The 19,398-nt window shown below is 45.5% G+C and carries 18 protein-coding genes; 11 read left to right on the plus strand and 7 right to left on the minus strand.

The genetic code is table 11. The features are described from left to right. Positions 1-28: 28 nt before the first annotated feature. Positions 29-469, minus strand: coding sequence for a CBS domain-containing protein (locus ZX61_RS20715; RefSeq protein ID WP_049846484.1), 441 nt, complete (start codon positions 467-469; stop codon positions 29-31). A gap of 316 nt (positions 470-785) precedes the next feature. Here ZX61_RS20715 and queA point away from each other — a divergent pair, with 316 nt between their 5' ends. The 6 genes from queA to ZX61_RS20745 all read left to right on the plus strand — a co-directional run bounded on the left by queA (position 786) and on the right by ZX61_RS20745 (position 7,261). Beyond that, complete coding sequence (queA, locus tag ZX61_RS20720; RefSeq protein ID WP_049846485.1) at positions 786-1,838, plus strand: tRNA preQ1(34) S-adenosylmethionine ribosyltransferase-isomerase QueA; 1,053 nt, start codon at positions 786-788, stop codon at positions 1,836-1,838. Between the two features lie 311 nt (positions 1,839-2,149). Further along, complete coding sequence (gene tgt, locus ZX61_RS20725; RefSeq protein WP_049846486.1) at positions 2,150-3,286, plus strand: tRNA guanosine(34) transglycosylase Tgt; 1,137 nt, start codon at positions 2,150-2,152, stop codon at positions 3,284-3,286. A gap of 173 nt (positions 3,287-3,459) precedes the next feature. Continuing rightward, entirely contained in the window at positions 3,460-3,789 is a 330-nt protein-coding gene (gene yajC / locus ZX61_RS20730; RefSeq protein ID WP_049846487.1) for a preprotein translocase subunit YajC, read from the plus strand. Positions 3,790-3,810: 21 nt separating this feature from the next. Beyond that, positions 3,811-5,667, plus strand: a complete 1,857-nt coding sequence (secD, locus tag ZX61_RS20735; protein ID WP_074181735.1) for a protein translocase subunit SecD — start codon at positions 3,811-3,813, stop codon at positions 5,665-5,667. A 9-nt stretch (positions 5,668-5,676) separates the two neighbouring features. Continuing rightward, on the plus strand, positions 5,677-6,624 hold the full coding sequence (gene secF / locus ZX61_RS20740) for a protein translocase subunit SecF (RefSeq protein ID WP_049846489.1): 948 nt from the start codon (positions 5,677-5,679) through the stop codon (positions 6,622-6,624). A gap of 115 nt (positions 6,625-6,739) precedes the next feature. After that, positions 6,740-7,261: a hypothetical protein gene (locus ZX61_RS20745; RefSeq protein WP_049846490.1), complete on the plus strand. Its 522-nt coding sequence runs from the start codon at positions 6,740-6,742 to the stop codon at positions 7,259-7,261. Positions 7,262-7,296: 35 nt separating this feature from the next. Here ZX61_RS20745 and ZX61_RS20750 read toward each other — a convergent pair whose 3' ends face one another. Further along, positions 7,297-8,235, minus strand: coding sequence for an ABC transporter substrate-binding protein (locus ZX61_RS20750; RefSeq protein ID WP_049846491.1), 939 nt, complete (start codon positions 8,233-8,235; stop codon positions 7,297-7,299). Positions 8,236-8,430: 195 nt separating this feature from the next. On the opposite strand from ZX61_RS20750, the gene ZX61_RS20755 reads away from it, so the two are divergent. Together ZX61_RS20755 and mepA are read left to right on the plus strand one after the other, a co-directional pair. Continuing rightward, positions 8,431-8,763 (plus strand): DUF1904 domain-containing protein, encoded by a 333-nt coding sequence (locus tag ZX61_RS20755; protein ID WP_049846492.1) that lies wholly within the window; start codon positions 8,431-8,433, stop codon positions 8,761-8,763. Between the two features lie 28 nt (positions 8,764-8,791). Continuing rightward, a complete protein-coding gene (mepA, locus tag ZX61_RS20760; RefSeq protein ID WP_200904269.1) occupies positions 8,792-9,634 on the plus strand; it encodes a penicillin-insensitive murein endopeptidase in 843 nt (280 codons plus the stop codon). A 15-nt stretch (positions 9,635-9,649) separates the two neighbouring features. On the opposite strand, the gene ZX61_RS20765 is transcribed toward mepA, so the two are convergent. From ZX61_RS20765 to rdgC, 3 genes are all read right to left on the minus strand, one after another. Beyond that, the gene (locus tag ZX61_RS20765) at positions 9,650-9,904 is read right to left on the minus strand and encodes a YfhL family 4Fe-4S dicluster ferredoxin (RefSeq protein WP_004747928.1); all 255 of its coding nucleotides are present in this window, start codon (positions 9,902-9,904) and stop codon (positions 9,650-9,652) included. 3 nt (positions 9,905-9,907) lie between these two features. Then, positions 9,908-11,305, minus strand: a complete 1,398-nt coding sequence (gene trhP / locus ZX61_RS20770; protein WP_049846494.1) for a prephenate-dependent tRNA uridine(34) hydroxylase TrhP — start codon at positions 11,303-11,305, stop codon at positions 9,908-9,910. Between the two features lie 260 nt (positions 11,306-11,565). After that, on the minus strand, positions 11,566-12,480 hold the full coding sequence (gene rdgC / locus ZX61_RS20775) for a recombination-associated protein RdgC (RefSeq protein WP_049846495.1): 915 nt from the start codon (positions 12,478-12,480) through the stop codon (positions 11,566-11,568). 208 nt (positions 12,481-12,688) lie between these two features. Here rdgC and phoB point away from each other — a divergent pair, with 208 nt between their 5' ends. From phoB to ZX61_RS20790, 3 genes are read left to right on the plus strand one after another with little or no spacing between them, the layout of a single operon-like run. Continuing rightward, positions 12,689-13,378 (plus strand): phosphate regulon transcriptional regulator PhoB, encoded by a 690-nt coding sequence (phoB, locus tag ZX61_RS20780; RefSeq protein WP_049846496.1) that lies wholly within the window; start codon positions 12,689-12,691, stop codon positions 13,376-13,378. 24 nt (positions 13,379-13,402) lie between these two features. Continuing rightward, positions 13,403-14,701, plus strand: coding sequence for a phosphate regulon sensor histidine kinase PhoR (gene phoR / locus ZX61_RS20785; RefSeq protein WP_049846497.1), 1,299 nt, complete (start codon positions 13,403-13,405; stop codon positions 14,699-14,701). After that, positions 14,701-15,678, plus strand: a complete 978-nt coding sequence (locus tag ZX61_RS20790) for a PstS family phosphate ABC transporter substrate-binding protein (RefSeq protein ID WP_049846498.1) — start codon at positions 14,701-14,703, stop codon at positions 15,676-15,678. Before phoR ends, ZX61_RS20790 begins: the two co-directional genes overlap by 1 nt. A 57-nt stretch (positions 15,679-15,735) precedes the next feature. Here ZX61_RS20790 and ppx read toward each other — a convergent pair whose 3' ends face one another. Then, a complete protein-coding gene (gene ppx / locus ZX61_RS20795; RefSeq protein WP_049846499.1) occupies positions 15,736-17,235 on the minus strand; it encodes an exopolyphosphatase in 1,500 nt (499 codons plus the stop codon). A gap of 31 nt (positions 17,236-17,266) precedes the next feature. Beyond that, positions 17,267-19,372 carry a polyphosphate kinase 1 gene (ppk1, locus tag ZX61_RS20800; protein ID WP_049846500.1) on the minus strand — a complete coding sequence of 702 codons (2,106 nt, stop codon included), beginning with the start codon at positions 19,370-19,372 and terminating at the stop codon, positions 17,267-17,269. Between the last annotated feature and the right edge of the window lie 26 nt (positions 19,373-19,398).

Genomic DNA, 19,398 nt, shown 5'->3' on the forward strand with positions numbered 1-19,398 from the left:
AGCGCCAATCATTCGTTGTAATAAATGCTCAGTCAATTTCTTCCGGTTCGACTTCTTCTTGTAATTCGAGCAAGTTAATTGCGATAGTGACAAAATCACTGTCGGTAATGATGCCGACCAACTGACCTTTTTCAACCACAGGTAAGCAACCCACTTTGTGTTTTTGCATGTAAACGGCGCTTTCTTTTAATCCTGCTTGTGGCGCGACTGACATGAGGCTAGTTTTCATCACTTCATACAGCGGCGTAGTAAATGTGTAGGATTGGCTTTCGGGGAGTTTTTGCAAGCTCGACTCTTGAGCGGCAAGGACATCTCGCTGTGAGACGACACCGAGCAGTTTTCTATCCGCGTCGATGATAGGAACATGACGGATATCAAGTGCTTCCATCATGTTTTTGGCATCGGCGAGATTGTGGGAGCGGAGAAGCGTATGCGGATTACGCGTCATCATGTCTTCTACCTTAATCATGGCTGCCTCCTGAGTTATTATTCTTGGCTCTTTAAATATAGTAATTTTCTGATTCAGAGTTTGAGAGCTAAACGAGTTTTTACTGCTATAACCACCACTTTTTTGCGATCAATCAACTGGTGAATCGTTCTACAACTGTATTGATTGGCTTAACAGTTATCAGGCGCAAAAGATTACAATAATTCACATCTCTTTCCTTGCTATTGCTAGCGCGCAGAATATACTAGTCGGCTGCGAAAAACTCGTCGTCTGTTTGTGACAGAACCAGTTCGACTTCCATCACGACAAGATAAACCACGACAAAAGATTTAGTGACATGCAAGTATCAGATTTCCACTTTGACTTACCTGATGAGCTGATTGCTCGTTACCCTCAGCCAGAACGTACAGCTAGCCGTTTGCTTCAACTCAATGGCGATAGCGGTGAGCTAAACGATGGCACGTTTACCGATGTACTAAACCACGTGCAACCGGGCGATCTCGTGGTTTTCAATAACACTCGCGTGATTCCTGCACGAATGTTTGGGCGTAAAGAGTCTGGCGGTAAGCTTGAGGTTCTTGTTGAGCGTGTTCTTGATGAGAAGAGTATCCTAGCTCATGTTCGCTGTTCTAAGTCACCGAAGCCGGGCTCAACCATTTTTATTGGTGAGAACGACGAGTACTCAGCGCAAATGGTTGCGCGTCATGACGCGCTGTTCGAGCTGAAATTCAATTCAGAACAAAACGTTTTGGCTGTATTGGAAGAAATTGGTCACATGCCACTTCCACCCTACATTGATCGCCCAGATGAAGATTCAGATAAAGAGCGCTATCAAACTGTTTACAATCAAAAGCCAGGTGCCGTTGCTGCGCCAACCGCAGGATTGCACTTTGATGAGCCTTTAATTGAAAAAATCAAAGAGAAAGGCGCTGAGTTGGCTTACGTGACACTTCATGTTGGGGCAGGCACTTTCCAACCGGTTAAAGTTGATAATATCAATGAGCACCACATGCACGCAGAGTATGTGGAAGTACCGCAACAAGTGGTTGAAGCGATCAATGCGGCTAAAGCGCGTGGCGGTCGAATCATTGCCGTCGGGACAACATCAGTTCGTTCTCTAGAAAGTGCAGCGCAAGATGCATTGAAAAAAGGCACTGAGCTAGCCCCTTTCTTCGGCGATACAGAAATTTTTATCTACCCAGGTTACGAATATCAGTTAGTCGATTGCTTAATCACTAACTTCCACCTGCCAGAGTCAACGTTGATTATGTTAGTGAGTGCATTCGCAGGTTATGAAAATACCATGAATGCCTACAAGCATGCTGTAGAGAATAAGTATCGCTTCTTCTCGTATGGCGACTCAATGTTTATTAAAAAGAAAACGGCATAGGTTACTTTGAGAGATTCCTGATATCTTGTCCCTAGATTCGGGAATGACAAATTTTGCTATCGCAAGGCGAACATGTCATTCCGTTGAGTGGGGAACTCAGACTCTGTCATTCCATAGAGTGAGGAACGAACGAATAGGGAATCTCTTATGTTCAGCATTGAGCTGAACGCAAACAATTTACGAGTGCTAGCAGTAGGCTAGGACGCAAACCAAAAAAGTTGGTTTGTATCTCGCATGGAAGGCGACCGCTCCTTTAATGGGGATAACCCCGAAAATATCGTCAGACTGTTTCTCTGACAACCGGAGGCTTCGTGAAGTTAAAATTCGATCTTAAGAAAAAAGACGGTGTTGCACGCCGTGGTCAACTGACCTTTGAACGTGGCACAGTTCAAACACCAGCATTTATGCCGGTAGGTACATACGGTACTGTTAAAGGCATGACGCCTGAAGAAGTAAAAGGTACGGGTGCTGAAATTCTGCTTGGTAACACTTTCCATCTATGGCTACGCCCTGGCCAGGAAGTGATGAAAATGCACGGTGACCTGCACGATTTTATGAACTGGCATGGTCCTATTCTTACTGATTCGGGCGGTTTTCAGGTATTCAGCCTAGGTAAGATGCGTACTATCACTGAGCAAGGTGTTCACTTCCGTAACCCGGTAAACGGTGACAAGATCTTCATGGATGCTGAAAAGTCGATGGAAATCCAAAAAGATCTAGGTTCAGACATCGTTATGATCTTCGACGAGTGTACGCCATACCCAGCGACACACGATGAAGCGAAGAAATCGATGGAGATGTCTTTGCGCTGGGCACAGCGTTCACGCGACCATTTCGATAAGTTAGAAAACCCGAACAACCTATTTGGTATTGTTCAAGGTGGTGTTTACGAAGATCTACGTGATGTGTCGGTTAAAGGTCTAACAGAGATCGGTTTTGACGGCTACGCGGTTGGTGGTCTTGCTGTAGGTGAGCCGAAAGAAGACATGCACCGTATTCTTGAACACACGTGTCCACAACTTCCGGAAGACAAACCTCGTTACCTAATGGGTGTTGGCAAACCAGAAGATTTGGTAGAAGGTGTACGCCGTGGTATCGACATGTTCGATTGCGTAATGCCAACGCGTAACGCTCGTAATGGCCACCTATTTGTAACTGGTGGTGTGATCAAGATCCGTAATGCGAAACATAAAACGGATACAACTCCGTTAGATCCATACTGTGACTGTTACACTTGTCAGAACTACAGCAAGTCGTACCTTCACCACTTAGAGCGTTGTAACGAAATCTTGGGTGCTCGTCTAAATACGATTCACAACCTACGTTACTACCAACGACTAATGGAAAGTATTCGTAAAGCGATTGACGAAGATCGCTTCGATGAGTTCGTTACTGAGTTTTATGAACGCCGTGGTCGTGAAGTGCCACCGCTAGCAAAAGAACAGTAATTACTGGTTAAAAGAATTAGAGCCTTTGGCATTACGCCAGAGGCTTTTGCTAATAAAGTAGGCAAACGCAGGTTATTTTTGAGAGAGCGATCTCTATTAGTCACTCTCAGACTTGAAACTAAAATGCGAAAGCCCAACTTGGATATTAATAAAAAATAATAGAGGACTTTTTAATGTTTATTTCTCAAGCTCACGCAGCAGCAGAAGGCGCTCCAGCAGGCGGCGGTTTTGAAATGCTAATCATGCTAGGTATGTTTGCGGTGATCTTCTACTTTATGATCTACCGTCCACAAGCTAAGCGTGTAAAAGAGCACAAGGGCCTAATGGCTTCGATGGGCAAAGGTGATGAAGTTCTAACAAGCGGTGGCCTAGTAGGTAAAATTACTAAGATCGCAGAAGAGAACGACTACATCTCTATCGAGCTGAACTCAAACAACGAAGTTGTTATCAAGAAAGATTTCGTTACTGCAGTGTTACCAAAAGGTACGCTTAAGTCTCTATAAAACAGCTAGAGGATCCTCGCTGTGCTAAACCGCTATCCTATATGGAAGTACCTGATGGTGGTGTTTACCATCGCTATTGCTGCATTGTATGCACTTCCAAATGTCTACGGTGAAGATCCGGCTATTCAAGTTACAGGGGCGCGTGGCGCCTCTGTAGATATGTCAACGCTGGATTCTGTCACTCAGGCTCTTGAAAAACAGGGCCTATCTCATAAATCCATTGCTCTCGAAAATGGATCTATTCTCGTACGTTTTAACGACACTGATACACAAATCAGTGCACGCGATATTATCAATGAAGCACTTGGTAGCGATAAAATTGTTGCTCTAAACCTTGCGCCTGCAACGCCAGATTGGCTTGAGTCTATTGGTGCTGCTCCAATGAAGCTCGGTCTTGACCTGCGTGGTGGTGTTCATTTCTTAATGGAAGTGGACATGGATGCTGCAATGGAAAAACTGGTTGGGCAGCAAGAGGAAGCCTTCCGAAGTGAACTTCGTGAAGAGAAAATTCGTTACCGCGCAATTCGTCCTTCAGGCAAAGATGCGGTTGAAGTTTTACTGCGTAATGAAGAACAGTTAGCTGATGCTGAGCGCATTCTAAAGCAAAACCACCCAGATATGATTTTTACACAATCAGACTCTGATGGTCGCTTTGCGTTAACCGCTACTTTTACTGAGCAACGCTTAACTGAAATTCGCAACTATGCTGTTGAGCAGAACATCACTATTCTACGTAACCGTGTAAACGAACTCGGTGTTGCTGAACCACTTGTGCAACGTCAGGGTGCAAGCCGCATCGTTGTAGAGCTTCCTGGTGTTCAAGACACTGCGCGTGCGAAAGAAATTCTTGGTGCGACTGCAACGCTTGAGTTCCGTGAAGTAGACTCTAAAGCCGATCTAGCTGCGGCAGCCAATGGTCGAGCGCCAGCCGGTAGTGAAATTAAGCAAGATCGTGATGGCCGCCCTGTGGTGCTGAAAAAGCGCGTAATTCTAGGTGGTTCAAGTATTACTGATGCAAGCTCAAGTGTGGATGAATATGGCCGTCCTCAAGTTAACATCTCGCTAGATAGCGAAGGTGGCAATAAGATGTCTGCGTTCTCGAAAAAGAATATCGGTAAGCTGATGGCAACCGTGTTTGCTGAGTACAAAGACAGCGGTCGTCGCACGCCTGAGGGCAGAGTTATCTTGTCTAAGCATGAGGAAGTGATCAACCAAGCAACGATCCAATCGGCTCTTGGTCGTAACTTCCGTATTACAGGCATTGACTCTGCGGCAGAAGCACACAACCTAGCGTTGCTACTTCGAGCAGGTGCATTGATTGCGCCTATCTCTATCGTAGAAGAGCGTACTATTGGCCCATCTATGGGTCAGCAGAACATCGATATGGGCATTCAAGCGTGTATCTTTGGTTTAGCAGCGGTCATGCTGTTCTGTCTGGTGTACTACCGTAAATTTGGTCTGTTTGCTAACTGTGCCTTGATCGCTAACATCATTCTTATTATTGGCGTGATGTCGATGATCCCTGGCGCGACGATGACGCTACCCGGTATTGCCGGTATCGTTCTGACGGTGGGTATGGCGGTCGATGCCAACGTACTTATCTTTGAGCGTATTCGTGAAGAGCTGCGTGAAGGTCGTAACCCTCAACAAGCGATTCACCAAGGCTACGCTAACGCCTTCAGTACCATTGCCGATGCCAACATCACTACGCTAATTACTGCAATCATTCTATTTGCAGTCGGTACAGGTGCGATTAAAGGCTTTGCGGTAACGCTGTCTATCGGTATCTTGACCTCAATGTTCACTGCCATCATTGGTACACGTTGTATCGTGAACCTATTGTACGGCGGTAAACGCATTAACAAACTGTCGATCTAAGGAAGTAATATGTTTCAGTTATTGAAAACAGAAAAAACGATCGACTTTATGCGTTGGTCAAAGTTTGCGTTTATCTTTTCGATACTAATGATTGGTGCGTCAATCTTTACTCTATCAACCAAATGGCTGAATTGGGGTTTGGATTTTACTGGCGGTACCTTAATCGAAGTAGGGTTCGAACAGCCCGCTAACCTTGAAGATATCCGCGGCGCTCTTGAGGCTAAAGGCTTCGGCGATGCCACTGTTCAAAACTTTGGTAGTGCACGCGATGTTATGGTGCGTTTGCGCCCACGCGATGATGTCGCGGGTGAGAAGCTAGGCAACCAAATCCTTAATGCAATCAAAGATGGCACGGGTGAAAGTGTTGAAATGCGCCGTATCGAGTTTGTTGGCCCGAATGTCGGTGATGAGCTAACAGAAGCGGGGGGGCTTGCGATCCTTGTTTCTCTAATCTGTATCCTTATCTACGTTTCGGTACGATTCGAGTGGCGTTTGGCGGCAGGTGCAGTAATGGCGCTTACCCACGACGTTATCATAACGCTAGGCATCTTCTCACTGATGCAAATTGAAGTTGATTTGACCATCGTCGCGGCGCTATTGACCGTTGTCGGTTACTCGCTCAACGATACCATTGTTGTATTCGACCGTATCCGTGAAAACTTCCGTAAGATGCGAAAAGGTGAACCCGCAGAGATCATGAACAGCTCAATCACGCAGACTTTGAGCCGTACATTGATTACTTCGGGTACTACCTTATTCGTGGTTATTGCGTTGTTTACTCAAGGTGGCGCTTTGATTCACGGTTTTGCAACCGCACTGTTACTCGGTATTACGGTAGGTACTTACTCTTCAATCTATGTTGCTTCGGCACTGGCGTTGAAACTGGGAATTACCAAAGAACACTTAATGCCACCTCAAGTAGAAAAAGAAGGTGCAGAGTTCGACGAGATGCCATAAAGCATATTGAACTCGCTATACGAAAGCCGCTGAATCTCAGCGGCTTTATTGTTTTGATACCAATCAGAATAAATATCTGACCACCTACTTATCCTGATTGGTCTAAGGAAACCCAATGAATCGTTGTTTTGTGTTTTTTATCTCTGTGCTGCTGAGTTCAACATTATGGGCGAACACGCTAGTCATATCAGGTGATACAGGTGATGAGTTGAAAGCGACGATTCAATCATCGTGGATGCATTGTGAGGAGCAACGTTGGTGTGCTGATGAGCTGTATTACTATCGAGAGAGCTTTATTGCCGAAGCGCAAGTTACCGAGCAGAGCCTTACCGTTGAGTTGTTTGCTGAATACTCACCTCACTTACTCTCTCAATTACAGCTGCATCTGCGCCAAGATGGCTTTGAACTGCTTAGAGTAAAGATTGAAGGGGGAGAGTTTGATGTTGCCTCTGCGGTAAAAGAGTCGTCACTTGCTGAAGCTGATAAAGCGCTAATTCTGTTTCTTAATCGCTACCCCTCGAGTGCTGAACGGACACTTGATTGGCAAAGTCGAGTTTGGCATGCCCAGCTAAAAAGTGATGGCGAGCTAGTCTCGTTGACACTTACCCAGCGTCGCATTCAACCAAGTGGAAACTGATTTGCAAATCTGGACTTGTTTTAACAACAGTTTTCTTATCGGTACTTCATTAACAGTGCTTCACGTACCTTGGTCTGGTCCATATTCGCTTGAGTAGCGAAGATACTATCTGTCGGAATGTTTTTAGGAAAAGGGTTACCGAGAAAAGTTTGATACAAAGCGTACACACCTCGATAGCCCATCTCATAGGGTTGCTGTATCACGAGCCCATAAATTCGACCGTCAGATAGGGCTTCTACAAGAATTTTGTTCGAGTCGAAGCCAATGTGAACTAAATCAGTCGGTGTTTCGAGTGACCCTAAAGCGATTAACACAGCAACGGTTGTGGACTCATTCGGTGTGAAGATGCCATCAAGTTGTTGGATTTTTCCTGTAAGGATTTCTTTGGCATGTTTACGCGCGTCACCAATCTTCAACCCTAAATAGCGGTCTTCAACAATCATTAACCCCGACGATGTTGCACCATCTTCAAAGCCTTGCTCACGGTCGTCTGTTGAAACAACTCCCTTTTCCATTCTTAGTAGAGCTACTTTGCCTTGGTTGCCCAGTTTTTTAGCCATTTTTGTCCCTGCAAGGAACCCTGCGTGGTAGTTATCTGTTGCAATAACGCTGATAACCTCCGCCGAGCCAGTATCTCGGTCGATATAAACGGTCGGAATATCTAGCTCTTTTAGCCGTGCTACATCATCAGCTCTGTCTGCAGAGTTGGGTGCGAGCAATAGTCCAATACACCTGTTTTTTATCACTTGGTCAATGATCATGCGCTGAGCATCAATGTTGGACTCGTCCTTTGGGCCGCGAAAATAAATGGCTAACCCTAGCTCTTGTGCTGCTTTTTCACTGCCAGCTTTAACCGATAGCCAAAAGTCGTGAACAGAGCCGGCTGGAACAACACCAATACAATCTTGAGATAAGCTATAGGAACTGAAACTGAGCAGGAACGGTATCATTAATCGATATAATCCTCTGAGCATCAAGAGAACCTCCGTTAAATACCAATGACTTTATGTTTTCTACTTTCTATCAGTAAGCATAGTGCGCTTCGCCATTTAAGTCGCAATTGCGCTATTAAACAAAAATACGAGCCTGAAATTAAGAATGATCATTTAGAGAGACATTAATGAATATCTTGCTATGATGAGCAAAAATAAAATAGCAGGAAGCATGTTATGCCACATTTACGCTTTAGAGCAGTAGAGCCGCAAACGGTTCAAACACTCTCGAAATCACTTATCGACGATCTGCAGCCGTATATGGATTGCCCACGAGAAGACTTTACCTTTGAGTACATCTACACCACTTTTTATCATGAAGGAGAGGTCAGCCAAGCTTACCCATTCGTCGAAGTGTTATGGTTTGACCGTGGTCAAGAGACTCAAGATGCTGTGGCTAAGATCATCACTAGTCAAGTTCGTGGCATGATAGGCGAAGATGTCGATGTTGCCGTGATTTTTACAGCACTAGAAGCAAGCAGCTACTATGATAATGGTGAACATTACTAGCTAGGGAGTAGGGATGAGAATTAATAAAATGCGAGCTACGGTGCTCTCGTCCTTACTTTCTATGTTTATTGCTCCCGCTTTAGCTACGCCTTGGGAGCAAATCACAACGCCCTCCAAACAACCCCCTCAAGCCATTGGTAGTTATGCTAACGGCTGTTTAGTTGGTGGTTCAGCACTGCCACTACAAGGTGACGGTTATCAAGTTTTACGCAGTCAGCGCGCGCGATATTATGGACACCCGAGTGCGGTGAGCTTTGTTCAAAGGCTGTCCGAGATGACTAAGCATAAGCTCAAAACAAGACTGCTTATTGGTGACATCTCATTGCCGCAAGGTGGGCGCTTTTCAACCGGTCATACTAGCCACCAAACAGGGCTCGATATTGATATTTGGCTACGCTTGGCAGACTCACCACTTTCACAAACGGATCTAGAGCAGCCAATGCCGATGAGTTTGGTTAACCTAAAGCAATATGCGCTGTTAAAAAACAGTTGGGAGTCACGTCATTTTCAACTGATAAAAATGGCTGCAAGTGACGACCAAGTCGCGCGGATATTTGTTCACCCGGTAATTAAAGAAAAACTCTGTACTACGGAAGGGAAAGTCGAGAGGGAATGGCTCCGCAAAGTTCGACCTTGGTGGGGGCACCACTACCATATGCATGTGCGCTTGAAGTGCCCACAGGGGAGCATGATTTGCAAACCTCAAGCCGAACCACCTCAGGGAGATGGTTGTGGTGCGGAGCTGGCGAGTTGGAAGCCACAACCAAAACCCGCAGCGCCCAAGGTAGCGAGCAACAAGTCGAAAAAGAAAAAACGTTCAATCATGCCAGTACAATGTCAGCAACTACTAAACAAAAACGCCGCTCGATGAGCGGCGTAATTTTTATTAAGCTAAACCTTGGATGATGACGAACTTCTCTAATAGTTCTTCATCAGTTTCAACGTGATTTGGATCTGTGATGATACATTTTGTTATCGGGCACACAGACTGACACGTTGGCTTTTCATAGTGACCTTTACACTCTGTGCAGAGATCGGGATCGATCTCGAAGATAGTGTCACCCATGGTAATCGCGCCATTTGGGCACTCAGGATCACACATATCACAGTTGATGCACTTGTCAGTAATCAGTAGCGCCATTGCTTACTTACCAGTTGGATTGCGAGTATCCTGACCTGAGTTTAGGTTACGCATTAATAGGCCGTATTCTAGGTCCATATCCTCAGGAACTGGGATGAATACAAAGTGGCCGTTTCCTTTTGCGTCCTCAATTCTTTCTGACTTGCGGTTTTCCATAGCTTCAAGAGTGAAGATGACGTTGCCTCTTGGTGTCATTAACTCAAGGCTGTCACCAACTAAGAACTTGTTCTTCACTTCAACTTCTGCTAGATCACCACGGCGTTTGCCCGTGAATTCACCGACGAACTGTTGCGCGTCAGAAACTGAGTAGCCGTAGTCGTAGTTTTGGTACGCATCATGAGTGTGACGACGTAGGAAACCTTCAGTATAACCACGGTGTGCTAGGCTCTCTAGCGTGCCCATTAGGTTTTCATCAAATGGCTTGCCCGCCACTGCGTCATCAATCGCTTTACGGTAAACCTGTGCAGTACGTGCACAGTAGTAGAATGATTTAGTACGACCTTCAATCTTCAGTGAGTGAACACCCATCTTGGTTAGGCGCTCAACGTGTTGAACAGCACGTAGGTCTTTTGAGTTCATGATGTAAGTGCCGTGCTCATCTTCGTAAGCGGCCATCTTTTCTTCTGGGCGATGCGCTTCAGAAAGCAGAACCACTTCATCAGTTGGTTTGCCACGACCGATAGTCGTTTCAGGACGCTCATCCTGAACTTCAACCGCTTGCGCTTGTGCAGGGTCAAATTTCTCTACGATGTCGCCAGTGTCGTTCTCTTTGCCTTCTTCAACTTTATATTCCCAGCGACATGCGTTAGTACATGTACCTTGGTTAGGATCACGCTTGTTGATGTAACCAGAAAGTAGGCAACGGCCAGAGTAAGCCATACATAGAGCACCGTGAACGAATACTTCTAGTTCCGTTTCAGGACAGTGCTCACGAATCTCTTCGATCTCTTCTAGAGAAAGCTCACGAGATACAATCACGCGCTCAACGCCGTTAGCTGACCAGAATTTAACGGTTGCCCAGTTCACTGCGTTCGCTTGAACTGACAGGTGGATTGGCATTTCTGGAAACGCTTCACGAACCATCATGATTAGACCCGGGTCAGACATAATTAGTGCGTCTGGGCCCATCTCAACAACTGGTTTTAGGTCGCGGATGAAGGTTTTTAACTTAGAGTTGTGCGGTTGAATGTTACATACCACGTAAAGCTTCTTGCCTTGGGCATGCGCTTCGTCGATACCGATTTTAAGGTTCTCGTGGTTGAACTCGTTGTTACGTACGCGAAGGCTGTAACGAGGTTGGCCAGCGTATACCGCGTCTGCGCCGTAGGCAAATGCGTAACGCATGTTTTTAAGGCTACCTGCAGGTGACAGTAGCTCTGGTACGAATGCTTTCTCAGTCATGTGTAATTCTCTTAATCTGATCTCAAGTCAGGCCGATTCCACCACATGGGATCGGGGGCGCAAATTTTACGTCAAAATGTGACTTGTGACCAGAGTTGAATGTGAACGAAATTTGTTCGAGGCATGAATGACCAGAATAGCTATTGCTTTCCAAGTCGCTTGAGGGGAGTTTTATATTCGAAATGATGCGCAGAGCAATGTCTGCGCATACTTGTCACAATAGCTACACAGGTCACTCTTAAATGTCCTGTGACAAATCTTTATGCGTTAGGGTGAGGTAAGCCGCCTAAGCACTCATATAGATTTGGCAAGAATGCGCTAAGCTCACCACACAGTAGTGAGAAGTCAGCGTCAAAGCGTGCTGCTTGGTCTTCACGTGGGATATCATCATTTTGATCTTTAAGCTCGTCAGAGAACTTAAGGCGCTTGATGCTACCATCCTCAGCTAAGATAAATTCAATACGTTCTTGCCACCAAAGCGCTAGTTTAGTCACGACTTTATCGGCATCAATATGGCTGCGAATCTCGTCTGCTGTCAGCTCTTGTTTCTTACAGCGGATCACGCCGCCTTCCTCAAGTACCGATTTCAGCTCAGCTTCATCAAGCATCTGCATGCCTACTGGTGTTTCACCGGTTTTCACCCATTCTGTTAGCGTTGTTTCGACCGCTTTCTCAGGGATAGCAGGAACCACGGGCAGACTGCCCATGGTTTTACGCAGCAGCGCTAAAACGTCTTCTGCTTTTTTGAAGCTACTCGCATCGACTAAAATAAAGCCTTCTTTGGGTAGTATAAGCACATACGTGTAGTTACTGCGGCTAAAGGCGCGCGGTAGCAAGTCGATCACGATGTCTTCTTTCAGGTTGTCTTTCTCTTTTTTCTTCAGAGGGCGACCTTCTTGCGCTTCAAGTGCTTCTACCTTGGCGTTTAAAGAGTCTTTGATCACTGAAGCCGGAAGCATTTTTTCTTCTTTTTTGGCGCAGATAAGAATGCGGTTTTCTGAAACGTGCGTCATCATGTCGCCATGTTTGCCCATCGCGGTAACCCAACCAAATTTCTGCTTATCTTGGCTACCACACGGGGTAAAACGAAACTCAGATAATTGTTTTTCAAGTTGATCTGCGTTGAACTCGATATCACGGTTAAAACGATATACCAGACAGTTTTTAAACCACATACTCTTTCTCTATACCTTTAAAATAGTTGCCAATCATAAAGACTTTTGCCGCGCTTGTCTTACTGCAAACACACAATAGTGGGATGAAAGTTATATGAAAATTTGTTTTCAAAGGTCACAAAAGTGTCATAATTGCTAGTGATAATGCTTAGCGTTGCACAAGGGTCAATTACCCAAGATAACTTAACTTACATAAGGTTATTAGATTATGTCTAGAAGGATTCTGGTTGTTGAAGACGAAGCACCAATTCGCGAAATGCTTTGCTTTGTACTTGAACAGAAAGGTTACCAAGCGGTGGAAGCGGAAGATTACGACAGTGCGGTAACTAAACTGGCTGAACCCTTCCCAGATCTCGTGTTGCTAGATTGGATGCTACCTGGTGGCAGCGGTATCAACTTTATCAAACATATGAAGCGCGAAGAGTTAACTCGTAACATTCCGGTTGTGATGTTAACAGCTCGAGGTGAAGAAGAAGATAAAGTGCGTGGACTTGAAGTCGGTGCTGATGACTACATCACTAAACCGTTTTCACCCAAAGAGCTAGTGGCTCGTTTAAAGGCGGTTATTCGTCGTGTCACACCAACGGCGTTAGAAGATGTGATTGACGTCCAAGGGCTTAAGCTAGACCCAGTTTCACACCGCGTGACAGCAAATGGAGAAGCTCTCGACATGGGACCGACAGAGTTCAAAATGTTGCATTTCTTTATGACTCACCAAGAGCGTGTGTACAGCCGGGAGCAGCTATTGAACAATGTTTGGGGCACCAACGTGTATGTGGAAGACCGTACCGTCGATGTACATATTCGTCGATTACGTAAGGCGCTTGAGGCTGCAGGACACGACAAGCTGATTCAAACCGTGCGTGGCGCAGGCTATCGGTTCTCGACCAAAGCGTAAAAACAGTACCATTTGGAGAGGTAAGTGGTAGAACGGTTAACTTGGAAAAAGCTAGCCTGGGAGCTGGCTTTTTTTTACACCCCTTGGGTGATTGTAGGTTGGATCTTCGGACATATGCCGTGGTTGCTTTTAGCTGCCACGGTTTTGCAGCTTGTATGGCATTTACATAACCAGATGCGCCTATCTGCATGGCTATGGGATGAAAAGCGTCTTACTCCACCTTCGGGTAGCGACAACTGGGAGTCTCTGTTTAACGGTATTTACCGCTTGCAGCAGCGCCAGCGTAAAAAACGCAAAGAGTTGACCAACTTAATTCGCCGTTTCCGTAATGGTGCCGAATCGCTACCCGATGCCGTTGTGGTATTTCGGGGTGAAGGTAATATTGTTTGGTGCAACAAGCTTGCACAGCACCTGCTTGGTTTCAAATGGCCAGATGATTCAGGTCAGCCTATTTCGAATCTGATTCGTACCCCTGACTTTATTAAGTACCTTAATAAACAAGACTTTTCAGAACCCCTCGAGATGCGTTCACCACTTAATGTTGAACGCATGCTAGAGCTACGTATTGTGCCCTACACCGAAGGTGAGCACTTGATGGTGGTACGTGATGTATCTCAGCTCAAGCAACTCGAAGGGATGCGCCGTAACTTCTTTGCCAATGTTTCTCACGAGCTAAGAACGCCGATGACAGTGCTACAAGGTTATCTAGAGATGACCGAAGACCCTGACATGGTGGTGGGCCCAATGTGGACCAAAGCCCATGGCGTGATGACCGAGCAGCTTAATCGAATGAATAGCCTGGTCAATCAGCTCTTAACTTTATCTAAGATTGAAGCCGCGCCAATGCATGAGCTAGAAGATGTCGTTAATGTACCTGCCATGTTAGAAGTGCTGGAGAAAGAGGCCATCAGTTTGAGTGGGGATCTTGAGCACAAACTGTCATTTGATGTTGATAATAGTTTACGTGTACTCGGTGATGATGATCAGCTACGCAGTGCCATTTCTAATTTGGTTTACAATGCGGTGAAATACACGCCTGCGGGTGCAGATATTCGCGTACGCTGGTATCAGTCGGCTCAAGGGGCGCATTTAGAAGTGGAAGATAGCGGTGATGGTATCGAACCCCAGCATCTACATCGGTTGACAGAGCGATTCTATCGGGTTGATAAAGCTCGTTCACGTGACACCGGTGGCAGTGGCTTGGGTTTGGCGATTGTTAAGCATGCGCTAAGCCACCATGACTCCCATCTAGACATTCACAGTGAAGTTAGCGTCGGCAGCAAATTCTCATTCATTTTGCCACCAAGACTGGTGGTGAGCTGATGAAACAAAATGTCGCATTTGCAATCCTTAGCTTCTGCTTCTCTGTTTCTGCACTGGCCGTTGATGGGCAGGTGGCTGAGGAACTGCCAAGCTACAGCAAAAAGTCAGGCATCACGGGGAGCTTAACCACGGTTGGTTCTGATACCTTAGCGGGGATGACAACTTTATGGGTTGAAGAGTTTAAGCAACTTTACCCTAGTGTGAATGGCCAGGTGCAGGCATCTGGCTCTTCGACCGCCCCTCCAGCTTTGACAGAACGCACTGCACAGTTTGGCCCAATGAGTCGACCGATGCGAAATCGTGAAATTGAAGCCTTTGAAAGAGAGCATGGGTACAAACCAACCGAGCTGAGAATAGCAATTGATGCGATAGGGATCTTTGTCCATCGAGATAACCCAATCAAAGGGCTTAACTTCGCTCAGCTTGATAGTATTTTTTCTGCGACCCTTCGTTGTGGCTCTAACTCTCATATTAATTCTTGGGCTGATTTGGGGTTAGACTATCAATGGGCGAATCGAGGCATGCAGCTATTTGGTCGCAACTCGGTGTCTGGCACTTACGGCTACTTTAAGAAAAATGCCCTATGCGGTGGGGATTTTAAAAACAACGTTAACGAGCAACCGGGCTCGGCGTCAGTTGTTCAATCTGTCAGTTCAGCAATCAACACTATTGGGTATTCGGGTGTAGGTTATCAAGTGTCTGGAGTAAAGCTACTGCCGATTGCTAAATCAGGTCATGACTACGTAGAAGCAAGTAAGGAAAATATCTTATCAGGTAAGTACCCACTATCTCGATACCTCTATGTTTATCTGAATAAGAACCCTATTAAACCCCTTAGTCCAATAGAGCGTGAATTCATTCGTTTTATCTATTCTAAGCAAGGGCAAGCCTTGGTGACTAAAGATGGCTACATTCCAATTTCTGCCGATATTGCACGTCGAGAGTTAGCCAAAGTGGGCATTGCTGAACCTGAATAAAGAAAGACCACTTTCACGCAACCTTTGACAGTTGGAGTTATGCGCTTGTATTTACTTCTAGAAACTCAACTCCCAGCCAGCAGCGAGCCAATACTCCTGTTCACTGCTTAAGTCAGCATCAAGCAGTTTGTTTGACTCTAACCAGCTCTCATCTTGTGAAGTGAGTGTCCACTTATCGCCATCGATAGAAAGGGTCAGTGTTGGAAGTGGATCATCATTTCGCTGCCCGTTGAGCAAGATGGCTAAACGTAAGATGCGTATCAAGCTAACAATGTGCTTCTTTTTGAATAGGGTAAACTCTTCCATCTCATGCAGTTTGAGTGCTTTTCGTTGAAATCGGACCAACATTGCTAACACTCGTTGTTGTTCGCGGTTAAACCCCGGCATATAGGTATTGCGCAGAATATAAGCCGAATGGCGATGGAAAGCTTGCAAGCTGATACTCAGCCCTACTTCATGTAACAGGGCACTCCACTCTAGTAAATCGAACAGCTCCGAACTTTTCTTTATCCCCAAATTTTTATGTACTTGTTGTAAGAAATCAGTCGCTTGAGTTTTGATTTTTGCTGCATGGTCTAAATCAACTAGATGTTTGCTGGCTAGGTTTTCTGTCGTTCGCATGCGAATGTCAGAGCGCTTGAAGCTGTCTTCCATTTCAAACAGCAGTCCTTCGCGTAGTGCGCCTTCAGAAAAGTGCATCTCCGAGACTTTTAGGCTGTTTATAATGGCCGATAAGATGGTGACGCCTGCGGCAAATACGGGTTTTCGTTCAGGTGCAAGTCCACTCAGTTCAATATCACTAATAGTCTCCCATTCGCACAATACGCTGATTAACTTATCAAGACGTTTAGCGGTGATCAGGCCATCTTCAAAGCCTAAACCAATAAGAACTTCACTAATTGACTTGATAGTCCCAGAAGAACCAAATGCGATATCCCAACCTTTCTTTTTGTAACGATAGGCTAAAGACTCCATTTTTTGCTCTGCGGCCAGAACGGCTTTAGTGAAGTTTTTTTTCGACAGCTTGTCATTGGCAAAGTAGCGCTTAGTGTAGCTAACACAACCCATCTGTTTGCTGTTGATTAGTTCAGGGTTAAAGCCGCGACCAATGACTATCTCGGTACTACCACCACCAATATCGACCACAAGCTTAGAATCAGATTCAGGTTGAGTATGGGCGACACCCAGATAGATCAGGCGCGCTTCTTCAATGCCGGGAATAATTTCTATTGGGAAAGGGAGCACTTCACGTGCGCGCTGCAAAAAGATATATGAGTTGTTAGCCTGGCGCAGGGTATGGGTCGCGGCGATACGAACATTTTGCTCTTCAAATCCTTGTAGGCGTTCAGCAAACATCGTCAAACATTCCAGCCCGCGCTCTATTGAGGCGTTGTCTAAATTTTTTTGTCCATCAAGACCTGCTGCAAGGCGAACCCTTTGCTTGTGGCGGCTGACAAGTTGTAAATCTTGTTCAACGACTCGCGCAACCACCATATGGAAGCTGTTGGAACCTAAATCGATAGCGGCAACATCACGAATGTCCGGAGTTTGAGTCATTTGATACCAACCTAAGTAAGTCGTTGAGCAGTCACTTATCCAGATTGGTATGCAACTGTTCTTTACGTTTCTGATTCTTTGTTTGTTTTTCTATATTTTTAAGATAGTCGTAAATGGCAATTTGCGAGCGGACTTTCTTACGGTTTCCACGCGGCACATAACTATTGCTCATTTCTTTATCGATCCACCTTGCCTTAACTGTATCGGTAAAATGGATGTTAATGATATCAATAATGCGCTGTTTAAGACGTTCGTCACGAACAGGAGCAGCGACTTCAATGCGATGGTCAATGTTTCGGGTCATCCAGTCAGCCGATGAGATGTAAACCTGCGGGTCACCATCATTGTGCGCAATCACAACTCTTGGGTGTTCCAGAAAGCGGTCAACGATACTGATGATCTGAATGTTTTCGCTGATTCCTTCGATTCCTGGTACCAAAGAACACATACCGCGGATGATCATTCTAATTTCAACGCCAGAGGCACTAGCGCCATAGAGTTTATTGACCAGCCCTTTATCAACCAAGTTATTCACTTTTAAGATTAAGGCTGCTTTCTTGCCGGTTTTAGCGTTAGCGATTTCATTGTCGATTAAACGATACATTTGCTTACGTGAGTTACGTGGTGAAACAATCAGGTGATCGAATCTAACCGGGCGATATGGGTTTTCAATATAGCCAAATACGTTACGCACTTCGCTGGTGAGTTCAGGGTCGGCTGTTAGCAACGAGAAGTCGGTATAGATACGGGCAGTTTTTTCATGGAAATTTCCAGTCCCGATGTGGGCATAGCGAACGATCTCTTCGCCTTCACGGCGGCTAATTAGCAGCAGTTTGGAGTGAATTTTAAGACCGGGGACACCAAAGATGACCTCAACCCCCGCTTCTGTAAGCACTTTCGACCACTCAATATTCGCTTCTTCATCAAAGCGCGCTTGAAGCTCGACAACGACAGTAACGGCTTTGCCATTATGAACGGCATCAATCAGTGAATTCATTAAGCGTGAATCTTTAGCCACACGGTAGATATTAATTTTAATGCTCAGTACCTTAGGATCGAATGAGGCCTGACGAACCCATTCACTGATATGCTCAAAAGTATGGTACGGGTAGTAAAGTAAAATATCCTGAGCTTTGATGGCATCGAACTTGTTGGCGTGGCCGTCAAAGTCTGCACATTGCATTGGTGGTAGCGGTTTGTTCTCTAGATATTCGCGCCCAACGTTTGGAAAGCCGATAAAGTCTTTGAAGTTATGGTAACGCCCGCCCGGAATCAAACTGTCGTAATTAGAGACTTGGAGTTTATCGCACAAGAAATCGAGCATCTCTTGCGGCATATCTCTTTCGTAGACAAATCGAACTGGCATCGCGGTTAAACGCTGGCTCACACCTTCGGACATCTGTTCTAACAAACTGTGCTCAACCTCATGGCTTAAATCATACTCAGCATCCCGAGTCATTTTCATTGCGTAGCCGTAAAGCGTGTCATAGTTAAAGAAGCCGCTAAATAGCTCATCCAAGCAATGGCGTATAATGTTGTCGAGCAATATGATGGTTTTACGGCGTTTGCCTTTCTGCTCAGGCACCATGACAAAGCGAGGCAGGTGATCAGTTGGGATCTCTATCAAAGCGTACTGATTGTGTTGCTCGGTTTTTAGTTCCACCGCGATATAAGCGTATTCGTCTTTGAGAAATTGCAGAACATCGATGTCATCGCGCATCATCAAAGGGGTAATGTGAGGCAGTACTTCTTTGCGGAAATATTTTCTTACCCACTTTTGCTGAGTTTCACTGAGCTGTGTTTCGTTGACTAAAAAGATTCGACGCCTAGCCATATCACGGATCAACTCTGCATAAAGTTCGTCAAAGCGCTCGTTGAGTTTGAGTGCTTTGGTCTGCATCTTAGTTAGCAAGTGCTTAGAATTGTCGTTACCGCCTCGCTCTTGGTTAATTAGAATTCGGCGTTTCACATCGGCAAATCGAACTTTATAAAACTCATCTAAGTTATTGGAAAATATGCCAAGAAATCGAATACGTTCGATCAAAGGGACATGTTTGTCAGCGGCTTCTTGTAAGACACGTTCATTGAAAGAAAGCCAGCTTAATTCCTTTTCAATATACAGTTTTTCTGCGCTCATGCTCTTACCCTTTAATCAGACTGAGA

It is taken from the genome of Vibrio sp. VPAP30, assembly GCF_001188205.1.
GTDB lineage: Bacteria > Pseudomonadota > Gammaproteobacteria > Enterobacterales > Vibrionaceae > Vibrio > Vibrio bivalvicida.

Bases quoted from the DNA above. Each gene is read 5' to 3' on its own strand.
- ZX61_RS20715 (WP_049846484.1), bottom strand. From the start codon at position 469: ATGATTAAGGTAGAAGACATGATGACGCGTAATCCGCATACGCTTCTC.
- queA (WP_049846485.1), top strand. From the start codon at position 786: ATGCAAGTATCAGATTTCCACTTTGACTTACCTGATGAGCTGATTGCT.
- yajC (WP_049846487.1), top strand. From the start codon at position 3,460: ATGTTTATTTCTCAAGCTCACGCAGCAGCAGAAGGCGCTCCAGCAGGC.
- secF (WP_049846489.1), top strand. From the start codon at position 5,677: ATGTTTCAGTTATTGAAAACAGAAAAAACGATCGACTTTATGCGTTGG.
- ZX61_RS20745 (WP_049846490.1), top strand. From the start codon at position 6,740: ATGAATCGTTGTTTTGTGTTTTTTATCTCTGTGCTGCTGAGTTCAACA.
- ZX61_RS20750 (WP_049846491.1), bottom strand. From the start codon at position 8,235: ATGCTCAGAGGATTATATCGATTAATGATACCGTTCCTGCTCAGTTTC.
- ZX61_RS20755 (WP_049846492.1), top strand. From the start codon at position 8,431: ATGCCACATTTACGCTTTAGAGCAGTAGAGCCGCAAACGGTTCAAACA.
- mepA (WP_200904269.1), top strand. From the start codon at position 8,792: ATGCGAGCTACGGTGCTCTCGTCCTTACTTTCTATGTTTATTGCTCCC.
- ZX61_RS20765 (WP_004747928.1), bottom strand. From the start codon at position 9,904: ATGGCGCTACTGATTACTGACAAGTGCATCAACTGTGATATGTGTGAT.
- trhP (WP_049846494.1), bottom strand. From the start codon at position 11,305: ATGACTGAGAAAGCATTCGTACCAGAGCTACTGTCACCTGCAGGTAGC.
- rdgC (WP_049846495.1), bottom strand. From the start codon at position 12,480: ATGTGGTTTAAAAACTGTCTGGTATATCGTTTTAACCGTGATATCGAG.
- phoB (WP_049846496.1), top strand. From the start codon at position 12,689: ATGTCTAGAAGGATTCTGGTTGTTGAAGACGAAGCACCAATTCGCGAA.
- ZX61_RS20790 (WP_049846498.1), top strand. From the start codon at position 14,701: ATGAAACAAAATGTCGCATTTGCAATCCTTAGCTTCTGCTTCTCTGTT.
- ppx (WP_049846499.1), bottom strand. From the start codon at position 17,235: ATGACTCAAACTCCGGACATTCGTGATGTTGCCGCTATCGATTTAGGT.
- ppk1 (WP_049846500.1), bottom strand. From the start codon at position 19,372: ATGAGCGCAGAAAAACTGTATATTGAAAAGGAATTAAGCTGGCTTTCT.